The following is a 20,249-nucleotide window of genomic DNA, read 5'->3' as shown; positions in this document are numbered from 1 at the left end:
AATTTCGTCCATGTTATATCAATGGGCGTGGACTGAAACTAAACATGGCTGTATGGATTATTTATGGCAAGTTTAAAAGAAATTCGAGCAAAAGTTGCTAGTATTAAAAGTACCCAGAAAATTACTCGCGCCATGCAAATGGTTGCAGCGAGTAAGATGCGACGTGCCCAAGAACGTATGCAACTAGGTCGTCCTTATGCCGATAGCATGCGTCGAGTGGTTTCTCATCTAGTTAAAGCTTCACCAGACTACAAACATCCTTACCTAGTATCTCGTGCGGTTAATCGTGTTGGCTATATTGTAGTCAGTTCTGACCGTGGTCTTGCAGGTGGTTTGAATATCAACTTATTCAAAAAATTGATGCAGCACGTTAAACAACAAAAAAGCCAATCGGTTGAAACGCGTTTTGCGGTGATTGGTCAAAAAGGCGTGAGCTTCTTTAAAACATTCGGTGGTACGGTGATCGCTGCGGAAACTCACTATGGTGACAACCCAAGCTTTGAGCAACTTAGTGTGCCAGTTCAAGTGATGCTTGATGCGTATAATCGTGGCGAAATTGATGAAATTTACCTGGTATATAATGAATTTGTTAATGCCATGACCCAAAATCCTAGTGTGCAACGCTTATTACCGATTGCGGCTGAGTCTTTGGTTGATGAAACCATGGAAAATCGTGAATACAGCTGGGACTACATCTATGAGCCAACTACCAAAGAGCTGCTTGATGGTTTGATGGGACGTTATGTTGAATCAATCGTCTATCAAGGTGTGGTAGAAAATATTGCTTCTGAACAGTCTGCACGTATGGTTGCTATGAAAGCAGCAACGGATAACGCAGGTAACTTAATTAACGAATTACAATTGGTTTACAACAAGCTGCGTCAAGCGGCGATTACCCGAGAAATTTCGGAAATCGTTGGCGGTGCTGCTGCTGTTTCATAATTGACCTACATTCAAGGAGAGCGTAATGAGTAGCGGTCGTATTGTACAGATTATTGGCGCGGTTATTGACGTTGAATTTGACCGTCAAAGCGTACCAAGAATTTATGATGCCTTAAAAGTTGAAGGCACAGAAACTACATTAGAAGTACAACAACAATTGGGTGATGGTATCGTACGTACTATTGCCATGGGTTCTACTGAAGGTCTAAAACGTGGTCTACCAGTTAGCAACACTGGCGCACCAATCTCTGTACCTGTGGGTAAAGGTACACTAGGTCGTATCATGGACGTTTTAGGACACCCAATCGATGAGGCAGGTCCGGTAGAGCATAGTAACACTTGGGCGATTCACCGTGAAGCGCCAAGCTATGATGAACAATCAAACTCTACTGAACTTTTAGAAACCGGTATTAAAGTAATTGACTTACTATGCCCATTTGCTAAAGGTGGTAAAGTCGGTCTGTTCGGTGGCGCGGGTGTTGGTAAAACCGTTAACATGATGGAACTTATCAATAACATCGCAAAAGCACACTCAGGTTTATCGGTATTTGCTGGTGTAGGTGAGCGTACTCGTGAAGGTAATGACTTCTACCACGAGATGAAAGACTCAAACGTACTTGATAAAGTTGCGATGGTGTATGGTCAGATGAATGAGCCACCAGGAAACCGTTTACGTGTTGCCCTGACAGGTTTAACCATGGCAGAATACTTCCGTGACGAAAAAGATGAAAACGGTAAAGGTCGTGACGTATTATTGTTCGTTGACAATATTTATCGTTACACGCTAGCGGGTACCGAAGTATCAGCATTATTAGGTCGTATGCCATCTGCAGTAGGGTATCAGCCAACGCTTGCAGAAGAGATGGGTGTACTACAAGAACGTATTACTTCAACCCAATCAGGCTCTATTACCTCGGTACAAGCAGTATACGTTCCTGCCGATGACTTGACTGACCCATCACCCGCGACAACCTTTGCTCACTTAGACGCAACAGTGGTATTGAGCCGTGATATTGCCTCACAAGGTATTTACCCAGCGGTTGACCCACTCGACTCAACGTCGCGTCAGTTAGACCCACTGGTCATTGGTGAAGAGCACTATGCTGTTGCTCGTGGCGTTCAAGAAGTATTACAACGCTTTAAAGAGTTGAAAGACATTATTGCGATTTTGGGTATGGACGAATTATCAGAAGATGATAAATTAGTGGTTTACCGTGCACGTAAAATCCAACGTTTCTTGTCACAACCTTTCCACGTTGCAGAGGTATTCACCGGCTCACCAGGTAAATACGTACCAATCCGTGAAACTATTCAAAGTTTTAAAGCAATCTTAAATGGTGAGTATGATGACTTGCCAGAACAAGCATTCTACATGAAAGGTGGTATTGAAGAAGTGGTTGCTGCAGCAGAAAAACTACGCGGCTAATTTCTCAATCAAACCCTGTTAATTTAAACTGTATTAACAGGGTTTTATCAACCTAATTTTGCAATACCATAGGAGAGAACTGTGGCAACTTTACAATGTAATGTCGTCAGTGCGAAAGAAACTATCTACTCTGGTGAGATTAGTATGTTAATTGCTACTGGTGTAGAAGGTGAAGTCGGTATTTTGCCAGGACATATTCCTTTTATTACGCTATTAAAACCAGGTACCATGCAGATCAAAACTAGCAATGGCAATGATGAAATGGTGTATGTATCAGGTGGCGTTTTAGAAGTACAACCGCATTTAGTGACGGTATTGGCAGATACGGCAGTACGTGCGAATGACTTAGATGAAGCCAAAATTTTGGAAGCACGTCGTCATGCAGAACAAACCTTGCAAAATCAAAATGCCGATATCGACACCTCTGCGGCTTTGGCAGCATTGGCAGAATCTTTGGCACAATTGCAAACCTTACAGAAATTCAAAAACCGTGCCTAATTTTGATGTGGACGTGTTTAAAGACAGTGGCTATGACCACTGTTTTTTTATGGGTCCTTAAAAATTCGTATTTAAAAATGGTTAATTGAGAAAATGGTTACTTGAGAATTTGATAATTACTTTTTAACTCACAACTGGTACCTTTTAACTCACAACTGGCAAAAAAATATTTATCAGTTACCAAACAGACAACCTTATATCGTATGGTTTTGCATCTTGTTATATGTGGTATTTATACTTTTTTATGTTTAGTTACGTTTTAACAATATTAAATTGGCTATTTTTTCGCTAAATTAATTCAATTATATTGTAGTAGTACAGGTAATGCGTAAACTTTTATTACTTATTGCTGGTGGATAAATAAAGATATATTCTGATATAAGTATTAAGAGTATGTATAAATTTTTTTGGAGGAAATTATGTCAGAAGAAGAGTTGATACCCCGCGTATTGATTGTAGAGGATGATGAGCGTCTTGCCACTTTGACCCAAGATTATTTGCGTAAAAATGGTCTAGATGTGGCAATTGAAACTGACGGCAACCGTGCGATTCGTCGTATTGTGGCTGAGCAGCCTGATATGGTGGTGCTTGATGTGATGCTGCCAGGTAGTGATGGTTTGACGGTCTGCCGTGAAGTGCGACCCCATTTTCATAACCCTATCTTAATGCTAACCGCGCGTACTGAAGATATGGACCAAGTATTAGGTCTAGAAATGGGTGCGGATGACTATGTGGCAAAACCGGTTCAACCGCGTGTGTTATTAGCGCGTATCCGTGCGCTATTGCGCCGCTCTGATACCGCGCCAACTGATGAAGTGCCACAGCGTCTTGAATTTGGCGATTTGGTTATTGATAACGGCGGTCGTTCGGTTACTTTGAATGATGAGCTTGTTGACTTTACCAGTGCAGAATATGATTTATTGTGGCTGTTGGCATCAAATGCAGGTCGTATCTTATCGCGTGAAGATATTTTTGAACGTCTGCGTGGTATCGAGTATGATGGTCAAGACCGCTCGATTGATGTACGTATTTCTCGTATCCGTCCAAAAATTGGTGATGATCCAGAAAACCCAAAACGTATCAAAACGGTTCGCAGTAAAGGTTATCTGTTTGTCAAAGAAAACTAACATAGTATTGATAAACACAGTATCGATAAAAAAGTCAGCATCAAGCTGGCTTTTTTTATCGCTATCACTGGTAACTTTGCTCTTTGCTACCTAGCGATTGAAAGGTTTTGGACAACAATTTCCTACGTTACTAGACAGTCGCCTCAACGTTTTTCATGAATTTTACATTGTAATATTAATTTTGCTAGGTAATAATACGGCTATTATCTATAGCCCTTTACCCTAGATTTTTATGCCGCTATTATCCTCCTTAAACCAGTCTATTTTTCTGCGAATTTATGCAGGTCTGTTATTTATCTGTTTGTTGGTTGCATTTTTTGCCCAACTGCTTATCACCACTATCAATGCAGAGCGGGTACAGAGTTATCGTGAGGATATGGCATCAGCAGCATTTTATCTCATTGATTCAGGCTTATCGCGGCAAGTCACTGCCAAAGAGCGTAATTTTTGGCTCTCTGATGTCAGTACTTTATTTGACACCAAGTTTAATATCGAACCGATCTCAAAAGCGGACTTTAGAACCAGCGAAATCAATCGACTCAATAAACAACAAGCGGTAGTACGTTTTAATAGCGATACCAATACGGCTGATATTTATTATAAAATCTCGGGTGAAGATAACGTCTTGCATGCAAGTTTTAATAAACTTAGTGAGCAACAAATCAAAGGGGTAGGCGTGTTGCTGCTCGATGATTTGTCTCACTATCGTACTTTGGCAGAAAAACAGCAACGCTTGCAACAAATTCAAAAATTTTTCCCTTTTAAGCTCACCTTACAATCCATTAATAAACTGCAGCTTGATACCGACCAAAAAGCGCGCCTGTATCGCAAAGATATTGTGATTATGTTCCGTGACAATACCAGTGTAGAGAATTCATCGATTCGGGTATTAGCACCGACTGAACTTCAAGATATCGTAGTGGATTTGGGACCCATTCCGCTATTTAACTGGTTTCCGCTTAATCTGATTATTAGTATCACGCTCATTAGTATGTTCTTGATTAGCCTAGGGGTGTATGCGCTGATTTTCCCATTAGAGCGTAAATTGCAGCTGATTCAAAGCGGTATCACCAAAGTGCGCGAAGGTAAGCTCAATACCAAAGTAAAAGTCGTGGGCGAAGATGAAATTGCCCATCTAGCTGCAACCTTTAATAGTATGACTGAGCACATCCGCCGTTTGATTGAATCCCAGCGCGAGTTGACCCGTGCCGTATCCCATGAGCTGCGCACCCCAGTAGCACGTATCCGCTTTGCCGTGGATATGCTGGCTGATACGGATGATTATGAGGATCGGATGAGTCAGCGTGATTATATCGACCAAGATATCGAATCGCTCAATGGCTTGATTGATGAAATTTTGACCTATGCCAAGCTTGAAGAAGGCTCACCTAAAATGGACTGGGAAGATGTCGATTTGCAAGAACTCGTTTCGCAGATTGCCCGTGAGACCAATGCGCTTGGTAAACCTGTCACTGTCAAAGTGGGCAACGTGCAAAAAGGTGTATTTGCACAAGCCGATAGACGCTATTTACACCGTGTTTTGCAAAACTTGGCAGGTAATGCCACCCGTTATGCTGAAAGCACCATTATCATCTCAGCAGGCCTAGAAAAAAATGAAGCCTTTATCAGTGTGGAAGATGATGGCCAGGGTATTGCAGAAAAAGACCGTGAAAAAGTCTTTATCCCGTTTGCGCGTTTGGATGATAGTCGTACCCGTGCCTCGGGCGGCTATGGTCTGGGCTTATCAATCGTGTCTCGAATTGCGTTTTGGTTTAATGGTCGTATGTCAGTGGATGAAAGCCCGACCTTGGGTGGGGCGCGATTTATTATGAAGTGGCCGAAAAGCCAGCTAGCTTCAAGTATTGAGGCCGATGAAATTACCCAAAAAAGTAGCGAGAAAAAATACACGCAAGCGCAAGGGTCATAAGCTCGTTACCCGTAACGCTTGCAAATTTGTTCAGACTGGGCTAAATTTTAGTGAGTTATGCAATGGTTTAGCGAAACTTGCGCCCATCAATTAACCGATGAGCGAAATCATCACAAGCGAGGATGGCATGCGTTACCTATTTTTAGCCTTGGTGGTACTCAACATGGCGGTTTTCGGTTATTATAGTTTTTTGCGCAAACCTAATGAAAGCCAGTCCGTCTCACAGGCGCGCGCAGCATTGGTTCACCCTGTCACAGCCACCAATGTGTCAAGTGAATTACCCCCCATGATTGGTACTAAAAAGTAAAAATGGCTACCAAAACCAAAGCTATCAAAACCAAAGCTATCAAAACCAAAGTTACTAAGGAATCATGGTTAGCCTAACCTATTAAGCAACCAATCGGTATGTCATCTTTACTCTATAATCATTCATTCTATAATCGGAATGTTCACCACTACTACTAGACCGCCGCCATTGGGCTGATTACGAGCGATGACGCTACCATTGTGTAGGTGAGTAATGCGGCTTACAATCGCAAGCCCAAGTCCACTTCCTTGCGTGGTACGTGCCGTTTCGCCCCGCTCAAACGGCTGCATAATCCGCTCAAGCTGATCTTCGGCAACGCCTTGCCCTTCATCGCTAACTTTGATGGTTAAGTATTTTTGTCTAGAGGTTATCTCTGGTGTTAGATTTTCATCGGTGACCACTTGCTCAGTAGGCTGTAGCTCATCATCAATGCTGATTTCAATATGAATGGGCGGCTGACCATAGCGACAAGCATTATTGACCAAATTAACGATCAGACGCTTGATGGATAAGGGTCGCAATGGCACACTGGGCAGATCGTCTTGGATATCGATAATAAATGGGGTGGGGGCAAACTGCACCACAATCTCGTTAATGATAGGGCGCAGGTTGGTCAATCGTACTGCTTCATCTGAGCCATCTTTCATAAATGAAATAAACTGCTCCAAAATCGCGTCCATGTCCTCAATGTCATACACTAGCCCTTCCCGCAAAAACTCATCGGGTAACATCTCAGCTGTGAGTCGCATCCGCGTCAGTGGCGTGCGCAAATCATGGGAAATACCAGCGAGCATAATATTGCGTTCTTTTTGGGTTTGGATCAGGTTATGAAACAGTCGGTTAAATGCCAAATTCACCTGACGAATCTCTGTTGAGCCTTCATTGGTCGCCAAATTGTTGGCGTGCCCAAGGGTGATGTAGTCAATTGCCACTTTTTGTAGGCGTTTGAGCGGGCGATTTAATTGTCTGACCAAAAACAAAATAGTCAGCAACGTGGCAAGCGGAATCCCCAATAAGAAAAAATAAATCGACGTTGGGCTATATTTGGCATAAAACTTGACAGGCTCTTGCAGCCAAACATCCGGATGCGCACTGTCTTGAATATACAAAATCGGTACGGGTTTGAATTTAAAATTGACCGATACAGGACGCTGCATCACGGTTTCCATCTGTGTTGCCATCCGCTTAGTGAAATAATCCACCAAGGTTTTTTCTTGAAAAGAAGGTATCTGTTGTGGGTCAGTAATCACGTTAATATGCGAGGCATTAATAATCCAGTTTTTAAGCTCGGGATTGTTTTTAAAATCTTTATCCGCTTTATCAATCATTAACAGCTGATGGGCAAGATACGTCGCATGGTTTTGTAGCTCGGGTAAATACAGACTGCGCCAAAAAAACCACAGCGACAACGCCACGCTCACCAGCACCATCAACATCACCATCAAGGTGGTTTGCCAAGTGTGGCTATAGCCTTTGAGTTTGGGTAAATGCGGTTTCATGCTGGGGTATCCTGATGGTGGCTGTATAGCTGAGTCAAAACGGGCAACGGCACTGGCATGCTGTTATAATACGCAGATAGCTTGACAAAATTAAAGGGGCAATCATGCAGTTTTCAAAATTTGGTGAAAAGTTTACCAAAAACAGCGGTATTTTGCAGTTAATGGATGATTTGGGCAACGCGCTTAACAGCGAGCAACCGATTAATATGCTCGGCGGTGGCAATCCAGCACGCATTGATAAAGTTAACCAAACCTATTGGTCGGTGTTTAAAAGCCTAGCCGAAGGTGATATGGGTTCAATGGCCATCGAAAATATCGGAAACTACTCAACGCCGCAGGGCGATGCCAAGTTTATTGCAGCATTGGTAGATTTTTTTAATCGCCATTATGATTGGGGACTTACCACAGACAATATCGCCCTGACCAATGGCTCACAAAACGCATTTTTTTATTTATTTAACTTGTTTGGTGGGCAGTTTGACGATACTAAACAAGGCAGCATAGATAAAAAAATTCTATTACCCCTTGCCCCAGAGTACGTGGGTTATGCCGATGCTCATGTGGATGGGCAGCATTTTATCGCAGTGCTACCCAGCATTGAATTTGTGCAACATCAAGGTGAAGACGGCTTTTTTAAATACCGAGTCGATTTTGACACCCTAGAGAATTTGGCTGAATTGCACAACGGCGAAATCGGGGCAATTTGCTGCTCACGCCCGACCAACCCAACAGGCAACGTGCTGACTGATGACGAAATGGCGCGCCTTGAAGCGATTGCCAAGCGCTTTGATATCCCCCTGATTATTGACAATGCGTATGGGATGCCGTTCCCCAATATCATCTATAGCCAAGCCACGCTCAATTGGAATGAGCAAATTATTTTGTGCTTTAGCTTATCAAAAATCGGTTTGCCTGGGGTGCGTACAGGGATTGTGGTCGCCAATCCGCAGGTGGTCAAAGCGATTAGTAGCCTAAACGCCATTGTCAATCTAGCGCCGACCCGTTTTGGTGCGGCGATTGCTACGCCACTGCTACAAGATGACCGGCTAAAAGATTTGTCAGACAATCATATTCGTCCGTTTTATCAAGGACAAGCCAAATTAGCGGTGCAGCTGCTAAAACAAGAACTGGGCGACTTACCAAGCCCCTATAACAATGTGATGAAAATCCACAAGCCTGAAGGTGCGATTTTCTTGTGGGTGTGGTTTAAAGATTTGCCGATAACCACGGTGGAATTGTATGCGCGATTAAAAGCTAAAGGCACATTGATTATCCCTAGCGAGCATTTCTTTGTTGGCGTGGATACTGACAACTTTAAACACGCCCATGAGTGCATTCGCCTAAGCATCGCCCAAGATGATGAGACGCTGAAAAAAGGGATTGCCACGATTGGGGAAGTGGTGAGAGCGGTTTATGCCAAGCAATAAAAACAAGCAATAAAAAAGGCGCACATCGCGCCCTTTTACTGTTTTTGTTAACAACTAAATCTTCCACTCCACAAAATTCTTCAATAGCTGCAACCCTGCGGTATGGCTTTTTTCGGGATGGAACTGGGTCGCAAACAAATTATCTTTAATCACGCTGGCACAAAACTCGACACCATAATCACAGGTTGCCGCCACAATCGAGGTATCAGACGGCACACAATAAAAACTGTGCACAAAATAAAAATGGGTATTATCTTCAATCCCTTGCCATAGCGGATGCGCCAAATCCATATGGGTAGTAGTATTCCAACCCATATGCGGCACTTTAATGCGTTCGTTTTTGTCATCTAGCCAATGATCATCAAAGCGTTTGACGTCACCGCCCAGTACCCCTAGACAGTCTACCCCGTCATTTTCTTCTGAGCGCTCAAACAACGCCTGCATCCCTACACAAATCGCCATTACAGGCTTATTAAATACAGCCGTTTTGACAGCATCAGCGATTCCTGCTGCCTGCATCTCTGCCATGCAGTCGCGCATTGCCCCTACGCCAGGGAAGACGATTTTGTCCGCCGCCGCAATCACTGCCGGGTCGCGCGTGATCGACACATCAGCGCCCACTGCCGTCAAGGCTTTACCCGCCGAATGTAAATTACCCATGCCATAATCTAACAATGCAACCTTTGTCATCTGTTATCCTGTTGTCAAAAAAAGCCCAAAACTGCGATTAAGCGCTGATATCACTTGGCGCTAATCTATCTTTAATTACCAAAGAAGCTTTGAAAAATGCCAAAATAGCCATTATATTAATATCATCACATTGCTGCGCGAATAACATTATTCGCAAAATTGTAAGGACAATAATAATGGCAGAAAAAAACTATTATGACATTTTAGGCGTCGATAAAAAAGCCAGTGAAGCAGATATTAAAAAAGCCTATCGCAAACTGGTACGACAATATCACCCTGATATCAACGACTCACCCGATGCCGACGCCAAAATGGGTGAAATCAATAACGCCTATGAAACGCTCAAAGACGCTGAAAAACGCGCCCAATACGACCTGATGCTCGACAATCCTTATATGGGTCAAGGCTTTGGCGGTATGGGGGGCGGCATGGGCGGCGGTCAGGGCTTTAATGCCAATATGAGCCAAGCGGATTTGGATGAAATCCTCCGCCAGTTTGGCGGTGGGGCAGGCGGTCGTCAGTCGCAAGGCGCGGGTGGCTTTAGATTTGATGATATTTTCTCGACATTTGGGGGCGGGTTCGCAGACGGATTTGGTGGCAGACAGTCGCAACGCTCGAGCAAAGGCGACGATCAGCATGCCGAGTTATCAATTGATTTAAAAGCTACTTATGAAGGCGATACCCGTAAAATTAGCCTAAATTTACCGGTACGAACCGCGACAGGGCTGGATTATCAAACCAAGACCATTGAAGTCAAAATTCCCAAAGGTATTGCCGAAGGACAACAAATTCGCTTGGCAAAACAAGGCAGTCCAAGCCCGTATGGCGGTGATAATGGCGATTTGTACCTAAAAATTAAATTTAATCACCCAGACAACATCCGTGTAGAAGGCAAAGACGTGTTCCAAACGGTAGACGTTGCGCCTTGGGAAGCAGCTATGGGCGGTCAAATCACGGTCAACACGCCTGCTGGCAAGGTCAATGTCAATGTACCAAAAAATAGCCGCACCGGTACCAATCTGCGCCTTAAAGGTAAAGGTATCCCAGCCAAAGAACCCGGTGATTTGTATTTAAGTTTAAATATCGTGTTGCCAAAAATTAATACAGACGCAGATATCCAAGCGTATGAAGCGTTCAAATCGGCATTTCCCTCGTTTGTCCCAAAGCGCTAATCTATTGATAATTAAGCTTTATTGATAACTAAGCAAAAAAAATAGGCAGTACAATAAAAAAAATGACAAACAGGCAACAAACATAACTATAGAGACACAACAGGAGTGTAACATGGCTCAAACCACCCATACGGATTTATCATTACGGTTAACCTTAGATGATTTGATTATGGCGAGTAGTTGGGATAAAAGCTGGATATTAGCGCTGATGGATGAAGATATTATTTATGCTGAAACGCCTGCTATCGATAGCCAGCCCTATTTTAATAGCACACAATTGACCACAGTGCGCCTTGCCTCACGCCTACGCCGTGATTTTGATGCCAGTCCGCAAGCGATTGGCTTGATACTATCGCTGCTTGACGAGCTAAGACCGCTTCGGCAGTTACAGCGGCAAATCATGCTCACGCGAATGATTCATGATGTGGATGACAGCTAACAAACATCAAGTTAGCCAACATCAATTAGGTGAGTTTAATGTTAAAAAAGGGCGGGTTATACTGTGATAATCCGCCCTTTTTATTTGCTACAGCAACCGATTATTGGGCAAAACCGTGGTTACGGAGCCAATTTTGTAGAAGTTGTATTTCGGCTTGTTGAGTATCGATTAGGGTATTGGTAAGGCTACGCACTTTGTCATCGTTACCATATTTGGCAACCACTTGTGAGAACGCAATCGCGCCTTTATGATGAATCAGCACGGTTTGGGCAAACGCTTGGTCGGCATTTTTAGTCATGACCGTGTCCACCATTTCTTGCTGCATATCATCGATAATGCTATCGATTTCTTGCTGGGCTGCCACACTATCTGCCATCGGCTGATTAGGGTCAGCGGTGTTTTGAATCAGTTGCATGGCAAGCCAATTCTGTAATATTTGTGATTCATTTTGGCGTGAGCTGATAATGTCTCGGGCTAAGTCTAGCAGTTCAGGATTTTTGCCGTATCGCTGCTCAATATTGGCAAGCGCGATGATTTCATCAAAATGACTCAGCATGGTTTTGACAAAAATCATATCCGGTGAGATGGGTATATAGTCAAATTGATTGAGGGTGTTTGGGTCACTGGCTGCAGCCGCATCGATGCTTGGCTGCTTGATGACAGTAAAATACGCTTCTTGATAGTCATTGATGGTGCTCGAGGCGGGCATCACATAACCTTGTGCCAGTTGACTGACGGTGAGCATGTTGTTATTGATTGCCTGTGTGTCTAATACTTGGGGCAATGGTTTATCATCAAATTCTAGGGGCGAGCTCGCGCTGGCAGCCGTTGGGGGTGTTGGCTGCTGAGAATCAGATTGCTCACAACCAATCATGCTGATAATTGCGATGATAAGCAGAATTGATGGTGCGGGGTTGGACATGCATCGGCTCCCATGCGTTGATTTTATACGGTGTGTTTTGAAATGATGACTGTCAGCATTGATTATCAGTCTTAGGCAACGAGTATAAAATAGGGCAAGCACAGTGACTATATCAATTGTGTCATGGCAACTTGCTTATCATTTGCTAGCTGCTGATTATGCTAACTGCCGAGTGCGGGCAATATCCCAGCCAAGGTAAAAAACGCGCGATAAGCGGCTACTTTTTTCTCCAAGCTTTGCGGGTAAGCGCGCGAGGTCGATGGCAACCGATAAATACCAAATGCTCGCCCAAAAGCGTTAACTTCAAGAAACTGATTGGTTTTTGGTAGTTTATAGGGTGTTTGGCTGGGATTGAAATAGGGTGACGCAGGGTCAATGATACTTTGGTTCACCAGCGCTATCAGCACTTCTGTGGCTTTGCCACCGGTGGTATATATCCACTTGACTTGCTCAAGCTGTGCCAAAACTTTACCCAAATCAACTGTAGCAACCACGGTTAAATGTTCATCAGCCGCATTGCCTTTTTCGCGGATGACGTGAGTGACTGAAGGACACTCACCGATGTTATAAGCCTGTAAAAATGCTTTGATTTTTTCGGCATCAAAGCGTTTTTCGTCACCGACTCGAAAATAATCGATATCATCAAAAAACACCTTGCCCATGATACGCCACATATCATTATAAAAATTGGGGTAATGAAATGCCATGCACCATTTGTCAGGCGTGGGCGGCATGGTACCCATCATCAAGACTTTGGTATCCGCAAAAAAGAAGTTACCAAATGGATGGGCTTCGACACGCGGGTCAGTCAATAAATTAGCAGACATATCAGTTTTTATGTTTAATTAAATACACGCCAAGCGCGGCACTGGCAATAATCGGTAATAACACCATAAAAAACGGTGAAAATCCCGTGCTTAAACTGACAAACCCGACCAAATCTTGCAGATACCTAAATACCAAGCCAAAGAGTAGAGCAATCACAATGCGATAGCCCAAACTTTGGTTACGCAAGGAGCCAAATACAAATGAACAAGCAACCAACACTAGCGATAGCATGGCAAAAGGCGACAATAGCTTTTTCCAAAAGGCAACTTCATGCTCAAGCGAGCGGCGTTTGTCTTTGGCTAAGAGCTGTTGGTGCTGCCATAATTCGGTCACTGACATGTTATCAGGGCTGCGTGTTAACAGATAAATCGCTGACGGCTCAATGGGTAACTGCAGCGTCATAGTCGGGATGGTAGTCAACTGACTGTGTCCATCGGCGGCGATGGTCAATTGTTTGACTTGTTGCAGCTGCCAGCCCGATGTCTTATCGGCGGTATTTTGGCTGACAAAGCTGCCGGTATCGGCCTGCAGCACTTGTTGGATATGGGCAGTGTCGTCTAGCTGCCAAACTTTGATATTTTTGAGCTCGCCTTTGGTATTGGCATGGTCAATATTGATGATGCGGTTGGCCTGTTTGTCCCAATAACCGTTGATGGCACTTGATAGCAAAGGTTTGTCATGCTTGACTTGGTGCGCTAACTGATTGCTAGTTGGCACTACATACTGCCCAAGCAACAAACGGATAATGACAAAAATAATCGCTGGTTGCATCACCCAACCGACTATTTTAAAGCGGCTGATGCCTGCTGCTTGAATCACCGTAAGCTCACTGGTGTTGGCAAGCAAGCCTAGCCCTACCACTGCGCCTAATAGTGTGCCAAATGGCATATAGTCGAGTAAATCACGGGGTGCACTATAGGCAATAAAACGCAAGGCATCTAAATAATTGTAATGGTCATTGAGATCCTGCAACTCTGCCAGATAATCAAAGACGACTTTAAGTAGCCAAAGACCAATGATAGCCCCTGTCATGGCAAAAAGCGCTTGTTTTTTAACGTAACGAGATAAAATCATGGCTGACCGCCTGCGGACAACTGACGACTTTGGCGACGATAGCGGACACGATGTACCACGCGGCTTTGCCAATTTAACAACAATGCAAATGCGATAAAACCAACGATTAGCCAAATATACGCGTACTCACTAATGCGCTCTTTACCAATGGCAGTGCGTAGCGAAATGATACTAATCGCACAGCTAGCAAATATGAGCACTGAAGGTAACAGACGAAGCCAGCGTCCTTGACGGGGGCGTACTTGTGCAAGCGGGGTAGCAAGCATCGCCGCAATGATAATCAGCCACGGCATGGTAAAGCGATAGCCAAGCTCGGCTTTGACTTCGGGTTTTTGGGTATGGGCGAGCAGTTTGGCAGTGGTTTGGGTTTCGACATTGGTTTCGGTAATTGTTTCGCTGGCAGGTTTTTCTAGGGTAATGCGATATTTTTCAAAACTGGCTTGGTTGTATTTGGCGTTGTTGGTGCCAAGCTCATAGCGACGACCCTGAAACAAATCCAGCTGCATTGAGCTATCTGTGTCTTTACTGGGTACTTGATAGGCGCGCGTGGCGGTGATGATAACATCGTTTTTGGCGATTTTGCCGCTTTTATCGGTTTGCTGCTGCACCACGTATAGGTTTTTGAGTTCACGTTTTTCTTTATCAAACTCATCGACATACAGGTGATAGTTACCACTGCTGATAAAGGTTTTTGGACGCACTAAATCGAGCAAACTACCGAGCGACTGGGTTTGCCAAATCTGCTTACTGTTAGACAGTCCCCATGGTTTTGCCCAAAGACTAATCCCCATCTGAAATACAAATAACCCAGCAATGAGCGGAATCATCAAACGCGTTAAACGGCCGCGACTGATACCACTGGCAAACAGGACGCTCATCTCCTGATCCACGTACATACGACCGAGCACGAGCATCAGTGCGATAAAAAATGACAGCGGTAAAATCAGCTCAAGAAAGGTTGGAATGTTATAGCCAATAATAGTAAATAGCAAACCCACATCCAGCCTGCCTTCTGCAGCGATACCAAAATAGCGGATTAAACGACCGCCGAGCATCAGCGCCATCAGAAATAACAGCACAATCGCAGTATTAGCGGCGACTTGTTGCGTCATATAGCGTCGTAATATCACAAGTAACCACCTAATATTACTCAAAGATTAATCAATTCAAACAGCTAGGGAAGTAAATGCCAATATTGTACGACATCATACCATTCGGCGCATCTGTTAATCGGCTATTTTAGCGCGTTGCCGAGAGATTATGAATATGAATACTGTAAGGTAACATTTCACAATGGCTTTTCACCAGCACTTTTTATAGCCGCTTTATCAAAGCCACTTTTTACAAAGACTTTTCACAACTGCATTTTACCCTACGCAATGACGCCTGCTATCCCATCGCCCAGTGATAACCCAATGCTATAACCCAAATACGATAATAGGTATGCTATGATAATAGTTATTTCTTGATGACAATAATTAAGGAGCTTAAATGAGTTTGACATTGACACTAGCGACCGTGCTTAAAAAACCGGTCAAGAACAGCTATCACGTGGTATTGGTAGATGACAATAGCCAAACTATGGGGCAACTAACGAGCGAACTACAAACCGCTGTCAGTCGTTTGATTGAAGCGAGTCGTTTTAAGGGTAAGCTTGCCGACACCGCAATCAGTTATGGCACAGACAACAATACGGGTTTATTGTTGGTTGGCGTGGGGAGTCAAGACAAATTAAACGGCGGTAGCCTGCAAAAAATTGCCAAAGCAATTTATGCAAGTTTAAGCAGTCTTACCAAATCTGCGGTGATTAGTTTAGGCGATAGTATGGATGAGGTGAGTTTTGGTCAGTTGGCATTAGCCCTGTTAAATCAAAGCTACACCTTTGATATTTATAAATCGCAAAAAGCGGATAAACCGACGCTAAAAGACGTGACCTTATTGGTCAGCGCAGACAACCAACCTGCGTTTGACACCCTGCTACAGCTGCAGCACGCGACTGCGCAAGGTCAATCACTCACCAAAGATTTGGCAAATCAGCCACCAAATGTATGTTTCCCTGCCTATCTTGCAGAGCAAGCACAAAGCTTGGCAAATCAATACCCAGAGCTATTGACGGTCAAAGTACTGGGTGAAAAAGACATGCAGCAATTAGGGATGAACTGCTTTTTGGCAGTCGCTCGCGGCTCAGCGCATGAAGCTAAGCTAGTATTACTTGAGTACAATGGCAAAGCCGCCAAAAAAGACAAAAACAGCAAAACCAAAGGCAAAAAATCAAGCCTAGAGCAACCGATTGTACTCGTGGGTAAAGGCATCACCTTTGACAGTGGTGGTATTTCACTCAAACCAGGTTTGGGTATGGGTGAGATGAAATACGACATGGGCGGTGCAGCGGCAGTCATGGGCATGATTAAAGCGCTATGTGAAGCGCGTCTACCGCTACAAGTCGTTGGCGCACTCGCTTGTGCGGAGAATATGCCATCAGGAACAGCGACTCGCCCTGGCGATATCGTCACCGCCATGAATGGTAAAACCGTGGAAATCCTCAATACGGATGCCGAAGGTCGTTTGGTACTATGCGACACCTTGGTATATGTGCAGCGCTATCAGCCAAAAGTGATTATTGACATGGCAACCTTGACGGGGGCGTGTATCGTGGCGCTGGGTTATGTGCGCTCAGGTTTATACAGTAACAATGAAGATGTGATTTTTGAGCTTGAACAAGCTAGCGAATCAGCGTATGACCGTGTTTGGCACATGCCACTGGATGATGACTACCAAGAGCAGCTTAAATCCAACATGGCAGATATGCAAAACATTGGCGGTATGCCGGCAGGGTCAGTCACAGCGGCGTGTTTTTTATCCAAGTTTGTTGAAGATATCCCTTGGGCGCACTTGGATATCGCAGGGACGGCATGGCAGTCGGGTAAAGAGCCAACCGCAACAGGTCGTCCAGTACCGTTATTGATGCATTATCTTTATCGCCAAGCTGCCCAAGATGCAGTCTAGGTGATAGGACGCTGACCCCTAATGATGGCCTCGCAAATTAGTTTTTATATTTTGTCCCCGCAAAAAAAACAGCTGGCGTTTGTCTGCCAGCTGATTTCAACCGTGCTAGCCAAAAGCGATGATAGCATTATCGTAGTGGCAGCATCCGAGCTATTACCCCCACTTGATGACCGACTATGGTCATTGAGTGATGTGGCGTTTATTCCCCACCAAATTATCCAGCAACTTGATGCCTTTTATCACCAAAAACTCCCTGCCAGTGTGGTACTTACCGATAATATCGAACTTGTCACCTTATTTGATGGCGTCGTCATCAATCTCACCAACGAAGCAATTGTAGATACCCAAGCTAGCCGCCTGCTAGAAGTTATCGACGCTGCCCCCGAACAGGTTGAAAGTGGTCGTCAAAAATACCGCGTTTATCAAGCACAATTACAATCACTAGCAACCAACAGCGCACCTGCCATCCAAGTTTTTCAAATCCGCTAACCTCTTTACCCAATACTTTGATAGCTTTAAGTTGACGATTTTAAAAATAAATTATGCAAATTGTTAAAAAATGTTAATATAGCAGCCATTTTTGCGGTGAAATATTAAGAGGTTATTATGTTAAAGCTTATCCAAGCGTATCAGCGCGTGGGGTTGGTGCCTTTGATTGTGATAGGGCTGATACTCGGTATCTTAGTCGGTTCATTAGCCAATCCGACTATCATCGGCGGTTTATCCATGAGTGTGGCGCAAACCATCTCAATTTTGGGTGCGTTGTTTGTCGGTGCGTTAAAAGCGATTGCACCGTTGTTGGTGTTTATCTTAATCATTGCCGCTATCAGTCAGCATAAATCAGGCACTCAGGTCAATGTCCGCTCAACCTTGGTGCTGTATATGGCAGGTACGTTCTTGGCAGCTTTGACGGCGGTAGTAGCAAGCTTTTTATTCCCAACCGAATTGATTTTAAAAGCCGGTGAAGTCAGTCAGACGCCACCGTCATCCTTAGCAGAAGTGATAAAAGTACTCTTGACCAACATGGTGGAAAATCCTATCAAATCGATCGTCAATGCCAACTACATGGGCGTGCTATCTTGGGCGGCGATTTTGGGTTTTGCCTTGCGCCATGCCTCAGACAATACCAAGCAAATGATTAACGATTTGGCGGAAGCGGTCTCAAGCGTGGTCAAATGGGTGATTTGGTTTGCGCCATTGGGCGTGTTTGGCTTGGTGACACAAACCATCGCTGAAACGGGTCTGTCGGTGTTATTAAGTTATGCCCGTTTGTTAGCAGTGTTGGTCGGCTCTATGGTGTTTATCGCTTTAGTTGTAAACCCATTAATTGTATTTGTCAAAACCCGCAAAAATCCTTATCCATTGGTGTTTACCTGCCTTAAAGAAAGTGGCATCACCGCCTTCTTTACTCGTAGTTCAGCTGCCAATATTCCTGTGAATCTAAACCTTGCGCATAAGTTGGGTTTGCATGAGGATACTTATTCAATCACTATTCCGTTAGGTGCCACCATTAATATGGCAGGGGCGGCGATTACCATCAATGTCATGACATTGGCAGCGGCACATACGTTAGGTATTCATGTGGACTTCGGGTCTGCGCTATTGTTAGCGGTGGTGTCTACCTTAGCTGCGGCGGGGGCATCAGGTGTTGCAGGGGGGTCATTGCTATTGATACCATTGGCCTGTAGTTTCTTTAATATTCCTGACACCATTGCCATGCAGGTAGTCGCGATTGGCTTTATTATTGGGGTAGTACAAGACTCGGTTGAGACAGCACTCAACTCATCAACGGACGTGTTATTCACCGCGGCAGCAGATCCCAAATATGCTGCTTATCACCGCTAAAAGTTGCTAAAGATTTTGAGTCATATAACGATAAAAAAGGAACAATAAAAAAGGGTATCAAGCGTGTCTTTTTTATTGTCCAAATAATCAATAGACTAATTAGCTAATAATCCACAAAAAAAAAGATGCCACGTAGGCATCTTTTTTTATAAAAATCGTTTAACAATTAGCGATTATGGGTTTACTACAACAGGTACGATTTGTACATCAACGGGTACAGCCGTTGTTGTTGAGGCAATCGCTGTATTGTCGTCAATAGGTTTAACGGTGACTGCTTGAACCGCAGGCCCTTTTGGGATAACTTTTACTACAGGGACCACAACTACAGGATTGGGTTGAGCATTCATAGGTGCTCTTGGCGCAACAGATTTGTTAGTGCTTTCGTCGATTTTTAGGTCAGCTGGGATATCAATGTTTATTTCGCTGGTTCTTGGCGTTGCTTTGCTGCCTTTTTTAGCCTTGGCTGAAGCTTTGGTACTGTGAGTATTTTTTGAGGCTTTTGTGGATTTTTGCGGTTTTGCTTTTGCCGATGCGACGTTTTTGTGTGTGGTAGTCGATTTGGTCGTAGTTGTTACTTTAGTCGCTGCTTGGGCACTGACCGTAAGACCTGTTGCTATGACTAATGCAGTAAGCGTTGTGGCTAATTTTTTCATAATTTTTTCCTCATTGTTGATTGATAGGTTGATGATTAGCTTGTTTTCTATAGTTATATTAGGTGGTTAGTATCATTCCCCAAATATGACCGTATTATCAATTATCAAGAAAATGCTTTAAGGGAGTACTAAACGCCTAGATGTCATTATAGAACAATCATCCGACGCAACAATGTAAGGATTGCAGGCAAAATGTTGAGAATACGTAAATAAATCCTAACGCCATCAAAGAAGTTATCCGGTAGCGTTAACAATCAGTGAAATTGTCAATGAAACGCCATCAAATTTTATTTTGGGGTAAATTTTATGGTATAAGTAAAAGACCAGTTAGCAGAAGTTATTAACAAAACCTTGCAAAACTTACTAATGCTTACTAGAAGCGTCAACGATATCAACCTTGTAGGGCTTTTTTTTGCACTTTTTTATATAACGGCTATGAGAATGCCACAAACCTTACAAAATTGCTC

General features: G+C 43.8%; 19 protein-coding genes. 12 read left to right on the top strand and 7 right to left on the bottom strand.

The window, feature by feature from the left end:
- Positions 1–63: 63 nt before the first annotated feature.
- From atpG to AXE82_RS06900, 6 genes are all read left to right on the top strand, one after another.
- Positions 64–942, top strand: coding sequence for a F0F1 ATP synthase subunit gamma (gene atpG, locus AXE82_RS06925; protein ID WP_062332960.1), 879 nt, complete (start codon positions 64–66; stop codon positions 940–942).
- 25 nt (positions 943–967) lie between these two features.
- Positions 968–2,368, top strand: coding sequence for a F0F1 ATP synthase subunit beta (gene atpD / locus AXE82_RS06920; protein WP_062332958.1), 1,401 nt, complete (start codon positions 968–970; stop codon positions 2,366–2,368).
- A gap of 81 nt (positions 2,369–2,449) precedes the next feature.
- Entirely contained in the window at positions 2,450–2,866 is a 417-nt protein-coding gene (locus AXE82_RS06915) for a F0F1 ATP synthase subunit epsilon (protein ID WP_062332955.1), read from the top strand.
- Positions 2,867–3,285: 419 nt separating this feature from the next.
- Complete coding sequence (locus AXE82_RS06910) at positions 3,286–3,993, top strand: response regulator (RefSeq protein WP_007115827.1); 708 nt, start codon at positions 3,286–3,288, stop codon at positions 3,991–3,993.
- A 232-nt stretch (positions 3,994–4,225) separates the two neighbouring features.
- A complete protein-coding gene (locus AXE82_RS06905) occupies positions 4,226–5,920 on the top strand; it encodes an ATP-binding protein (RefSeq protein ID WP_062332952.1) in 1,695 nt (564 codons plus the stop codon).
- A 127-nt stretch (positions 5,921–6,047) separates the two neighbouring features.
- Positions 6,048–6,227: a hypothetical protein gene (locus AXE82_RS06900; protein WP_062334848.1), complete on the top strand. Its 180-nt coding sequence runs from the start codon at positions 6,048–6,050 to the stop codon at positions 6,225–6,227.
- Between the two features lie 122 nt (positions 6,228–6,349).
- On the opposite strand, the gene AXE82_RS06895 is transcribed toward AXE82_RS06900, so the two are convergent.
- Positions 6,350–7,726: an ATP-binding protein gene (locus AXE82_RS06895; protein WP_062332945.1), complete on the bottom strand. Its 1,377-nt coding sequence runs from the start codon at positions 7,724–7,726 to the stop codon at positions 6,350–6,352.
- 104 nt (positions 7,727–7,830) lie between these two features.
- Between AXE82_RS06895 and AXE82_RS06890 the strand changes: the two genes are divergently transcribed.
- Positions 7,831–9,153: a valine--pyruvate transaminase gene (locus AXE82_RS06890; protein WP_062332943.1), complete on the top strand. Its 1,323-nt coding sequence runs from the start codon at positions 7,831–7,833 to the stop codon at positions 9,151–9,153.
- A gap of 54 nt (positions 9,154–9,207) precedes the next feature.
- Here AXE82_RS06890 and hisH read toward each other — a convergent pair whose 3' ends face one another.
- Positions 9,208–9,843: an imidazole glycerol phosphate synthase subunit HisH gene (gene hisH, locus AXE82_RS06885; protein ID WP_062332940.1), complete on the bottom strand. Its 636-nt coding sequence runs from the start codon at positions 9,841–9,843 to the stop codon at positions 9,208–9,210.
- A 176-nt stretch (positions 9,844–10,019) separates the two neighbouring features.
- Here hisH and AXE82_RS06880 point away from each other — a divergent pair, with 176 nt between their 5' ends.
- Together AXE82_RS06880 and AXE82_RS06875 are read left to right on the top strand one after the other, a co-directional pair.
- Positions 10,020–11,015: a DnaJ C-terminal domain-containing protein gene (locus AXE82_RS06880; protein WP_062332937.1), complete on the top strand. Its 996-nt coding sequence runs from the start codon at positions 10,020–10,022 to the stop codon at positions 11,013–11,015.
- 112 nt (positions 11,016–11,127) lie between these two features.
- Positions 11,128–11,454 (top strand): chaperone modulator CbpM, encoded by a 327-nt coding sequence (locus AXE82_RS06875; protein ID WP_062332934.1) that lies wholly within the window; start codon positions 11,128–11,130, stop codon positions 11,452–11,454.
- A gap of 100 nt (positions 11,455–11,554) precedes the next feature.
- On the opposite strand, the gene AXE82_RS06870 is transcribed toward AXE82_RS06875, so the two are convergent.
- The 4 genes from AXE82_RS06870 to lptF form a co-directional block, all read right to left on the bottom strand.
- Positions 11,555–12,376, bottom strand: a complete 822-nt coding sequence (locus AXE82_RS06870; protein WP_062332932.1) for a DUF305 domain-containing protein — start codon at positions 12,374–12,376, stop codon at positions 11,555–11,557.
- A 161-nt stretch (positions 12,377–12,537) separates the two neighbouring features.
- Positions 12,538–13,203 (bottom strand): hypothetical protein, encoded by a 666-nt coding sequence (locus AXE82_RS06865; RefSeq protein WP_062332929.1) that lies wholly within the window; start codon positions 13,201–13,203, stop codon positions 12,538–12,540.
- Position 13,204: 1 nt separating this feature from the next.
- Positions 13,205–14,278 carry an LPS export ABC transporter permease LptG gene (lptG, locus tag AXE82_RS06860; protein WP_062332925.1) on the bottom strand — a complete coding sequence of 358 codons (1,074 nt, stop codon included), beginning with the start codon at positions 14,276–14,278 and terminating at the stop codon, positions 13,205–13,207.
- Positions 14,275–15,390: an LPS export ABC transporter permease LptF gene (gene lptF, locus AXE82_RS06855; protein ID WP_062332922.1), complete on the bottom strand. Its 1,116-nt coding sequence runs from the start codon at positions 15,388–15,390 to the stop codon at positions 14,275–14,277. The genes lptG and lptF overlap by 4 nt, the downstream gene beginning before the upstream one ends.
- A 379-nt stretch (positions 15,391–15,769) precedes the next feature.
- On the opposite strand from lptF, the gene AXE82_RS06850 reads away from it, so the two are divergent.
- The 3 genes from AXE82_RS06850 to sstT all read left to right on the top strand — a co-directional run bounded on the left by AXE82_RS06850 (position 15,770) and on the right by sstT (position 19,129).
- Entirely contained in the window at positions 15,770–17,284 is a 1,515-nt protein-coding gene (locus AXE82_RS06850) for a leucyl aminopeptidase (RefSeq protein ID WP_062332920.1), read from the top strand.
- A gap of 21 nt (positions 17,285–17,305) precedes the next feature.
- Positions 17,306–17,773: a DNA polymerase III subunit chi gene (locus tag AXE82_RS06845; RefSeq protein WP_062332918.1), complete on the top strand. Its 468-nt coding sequence runs from the start codon at positions 17,306–17,308 to the stop codon at positions 17,771–17,773.
- A 117-nt stretch (positions 17,774–17,890) separates the two neighbouring features.
- Positions 17,891–19,129, top strand: a complete 1,239-nt coding sequence (gene sstT, locus AXE82_RS06840; RefSeq protein ID WP_062332915.1) for a serine/threonine transporter SstT — start codon at positions 17,891–17,893, stop codon at positions 19,127–19,129.
- Positions 19,130–19,302: 173 nt separating this feature from the next.
- Here the strand turns inward: sstT and AXE82_RS06835 are convergent, their stop codons facing one another.
- A complete protein-coding gene (locus tag AXE82_RS06835) occupies positions 19,303–19,782 on the bottom strand; it encodes a hypothetical protein (RefSeq protein WP_062332910.1) in 480 nt (159 codons plus the stop codon).
- Positions 19,783–20,249 lie beyond the last annotated feature (467 nt).

The sequence above is a fragment of the Moraxella osloensis genome, assembly GCF_001553955.1.
GTDB classification, from domain to species: Bacteria; Pseudomonadota; Gammaproteobacteria; order Pseudomonadales; family Moraxellaceae; genus Faucicola; species Faucicola osloensis.
Note: the sequence above shows the minus strand (reverse complement) of the source record. Positions and strands in the feature narration are given on the sequence as shown.

Bases quoted from the DNA above. Each gene is read 5' to 3' on its own strand.
- hisH (WP_062332940.1), bottom strand. From the start codon at position 9,843: ATGACAAAGGTTGCATTGTTAGATTATGGCATGGGTAATTTACATTCG.
- AXE82_RS06910 (WP_007115827.1), top strand. From the start codon at position 3,286: ATGTCAGAAGAAGAGTTGATACCCCGCGTATTGATTGTAGAGGATGAT.
- AXE82_RS06875 (WP_062332934.1), top strand. From the start codon at position 11,128: ATGGCTCAAACCACCCATACGGATTTATCATTACGGTTAACCTTAGAT.
- AXE82_RS06905 (WP_062332952.1), top strand. From the start codon at position 4,226: ATGCCGCTATTATCCTCCTTAAACCAGTCTATTTTTCTGCGAATTTAT.
- AXE82_RS06845 (WP_062332918.1), top strand. From the start codon at position 17,306: ATGATGGCCTCGCAAATTAGTTTTTATATTTTGTCCCCGCAAAAAAAA.
- lptG (WP_062332925.1), bottom strand. From the start codon at position 14,278: ATGATTTTATCTCGTTACGTTAAAAAACAAGCGCTTTTTGCCATGACA.
- AXE82_RS06890 (WP_062332943.1), top strand. From the start codon at position 7,831: ATGCAGTTTTCAAAATTTGGTGAAAAGTTTACCAAAAACAGCGGTATT.
- lptF (WP_062332922.1), bottom strand. From the start codon at position 15,390: ATGACGCAACAAGTCGCCGCTAATACTGCGATTGTGCTGTTATTTCTG.
- AXE82_RS06900 (WP_062334848.1), top strand. From the start codon at position 6,048: ATGCGTTACCTATTTTTAGCCTTGGTGGTACTCAACATGGCGGTTTTC.
- AXE82_RS06850 (WP_062332920.1), top strand. From the start codon at position 15,770: ATGAGTTTGACATTGACACTAGCGACCGTGCTTAAAAAACCGGTCAAG.
- sstT (WP_062332915.1), top strand. From the start codon at position 17,891: ATGTTAAAGCTTATCCAAGCGTATCAGCGCGTGGGGTTGGTGCCTTTG.
- AXE82_RS06835 (WP_062332910.1), bottom strand. From the start codon at position 19,782: ATGAAAAAATTAGCCACAACGCTTACTGCATTAGTCATAGCAACAGGT.
- AXE82_RS06870 (WP_062332932.1), bottom strand. From the start codon at position 12,376: ATGTCCAACCCCGCACCATCAATTCTGCTTATCATCGCAATTATCAGC.
- AXE82_RS06880 (WP_062332937.1), top strand. From the start codon at position 10,020: ATGGCAGAAAAAAACTATTATGACATTTTAGGCGTCGATAAAAAAGCC.
- atpG (WP_062332960.1), top strand. From the start codon at position 64: ATGGCAAGTTTAAAAGAAATTCGAGCAAAAGTTGCTAGTATTAAAAGT.
- AXE82_RS06895 (WP_062332945.1), bottom strand. From the start codon at position 7,726: ATGAAACCGCATTTACCCAAACTCAAAGGCTATAGCCACACTTGGCAA.
- AXE82_RS06865 (WP_062332929.1), bottom strand. From the start codon at position 13,203: ATGTCTGCTAATTTATTGACTGACCCGCGTGTCGAAGCCCATCCATTT.
- atpD (WP_062332958.1), top strand. From the start codon at position 968: ATGAGTAGCGGTCGTATTGTACAGATTATTGGCGCGGTTATTGACGTT.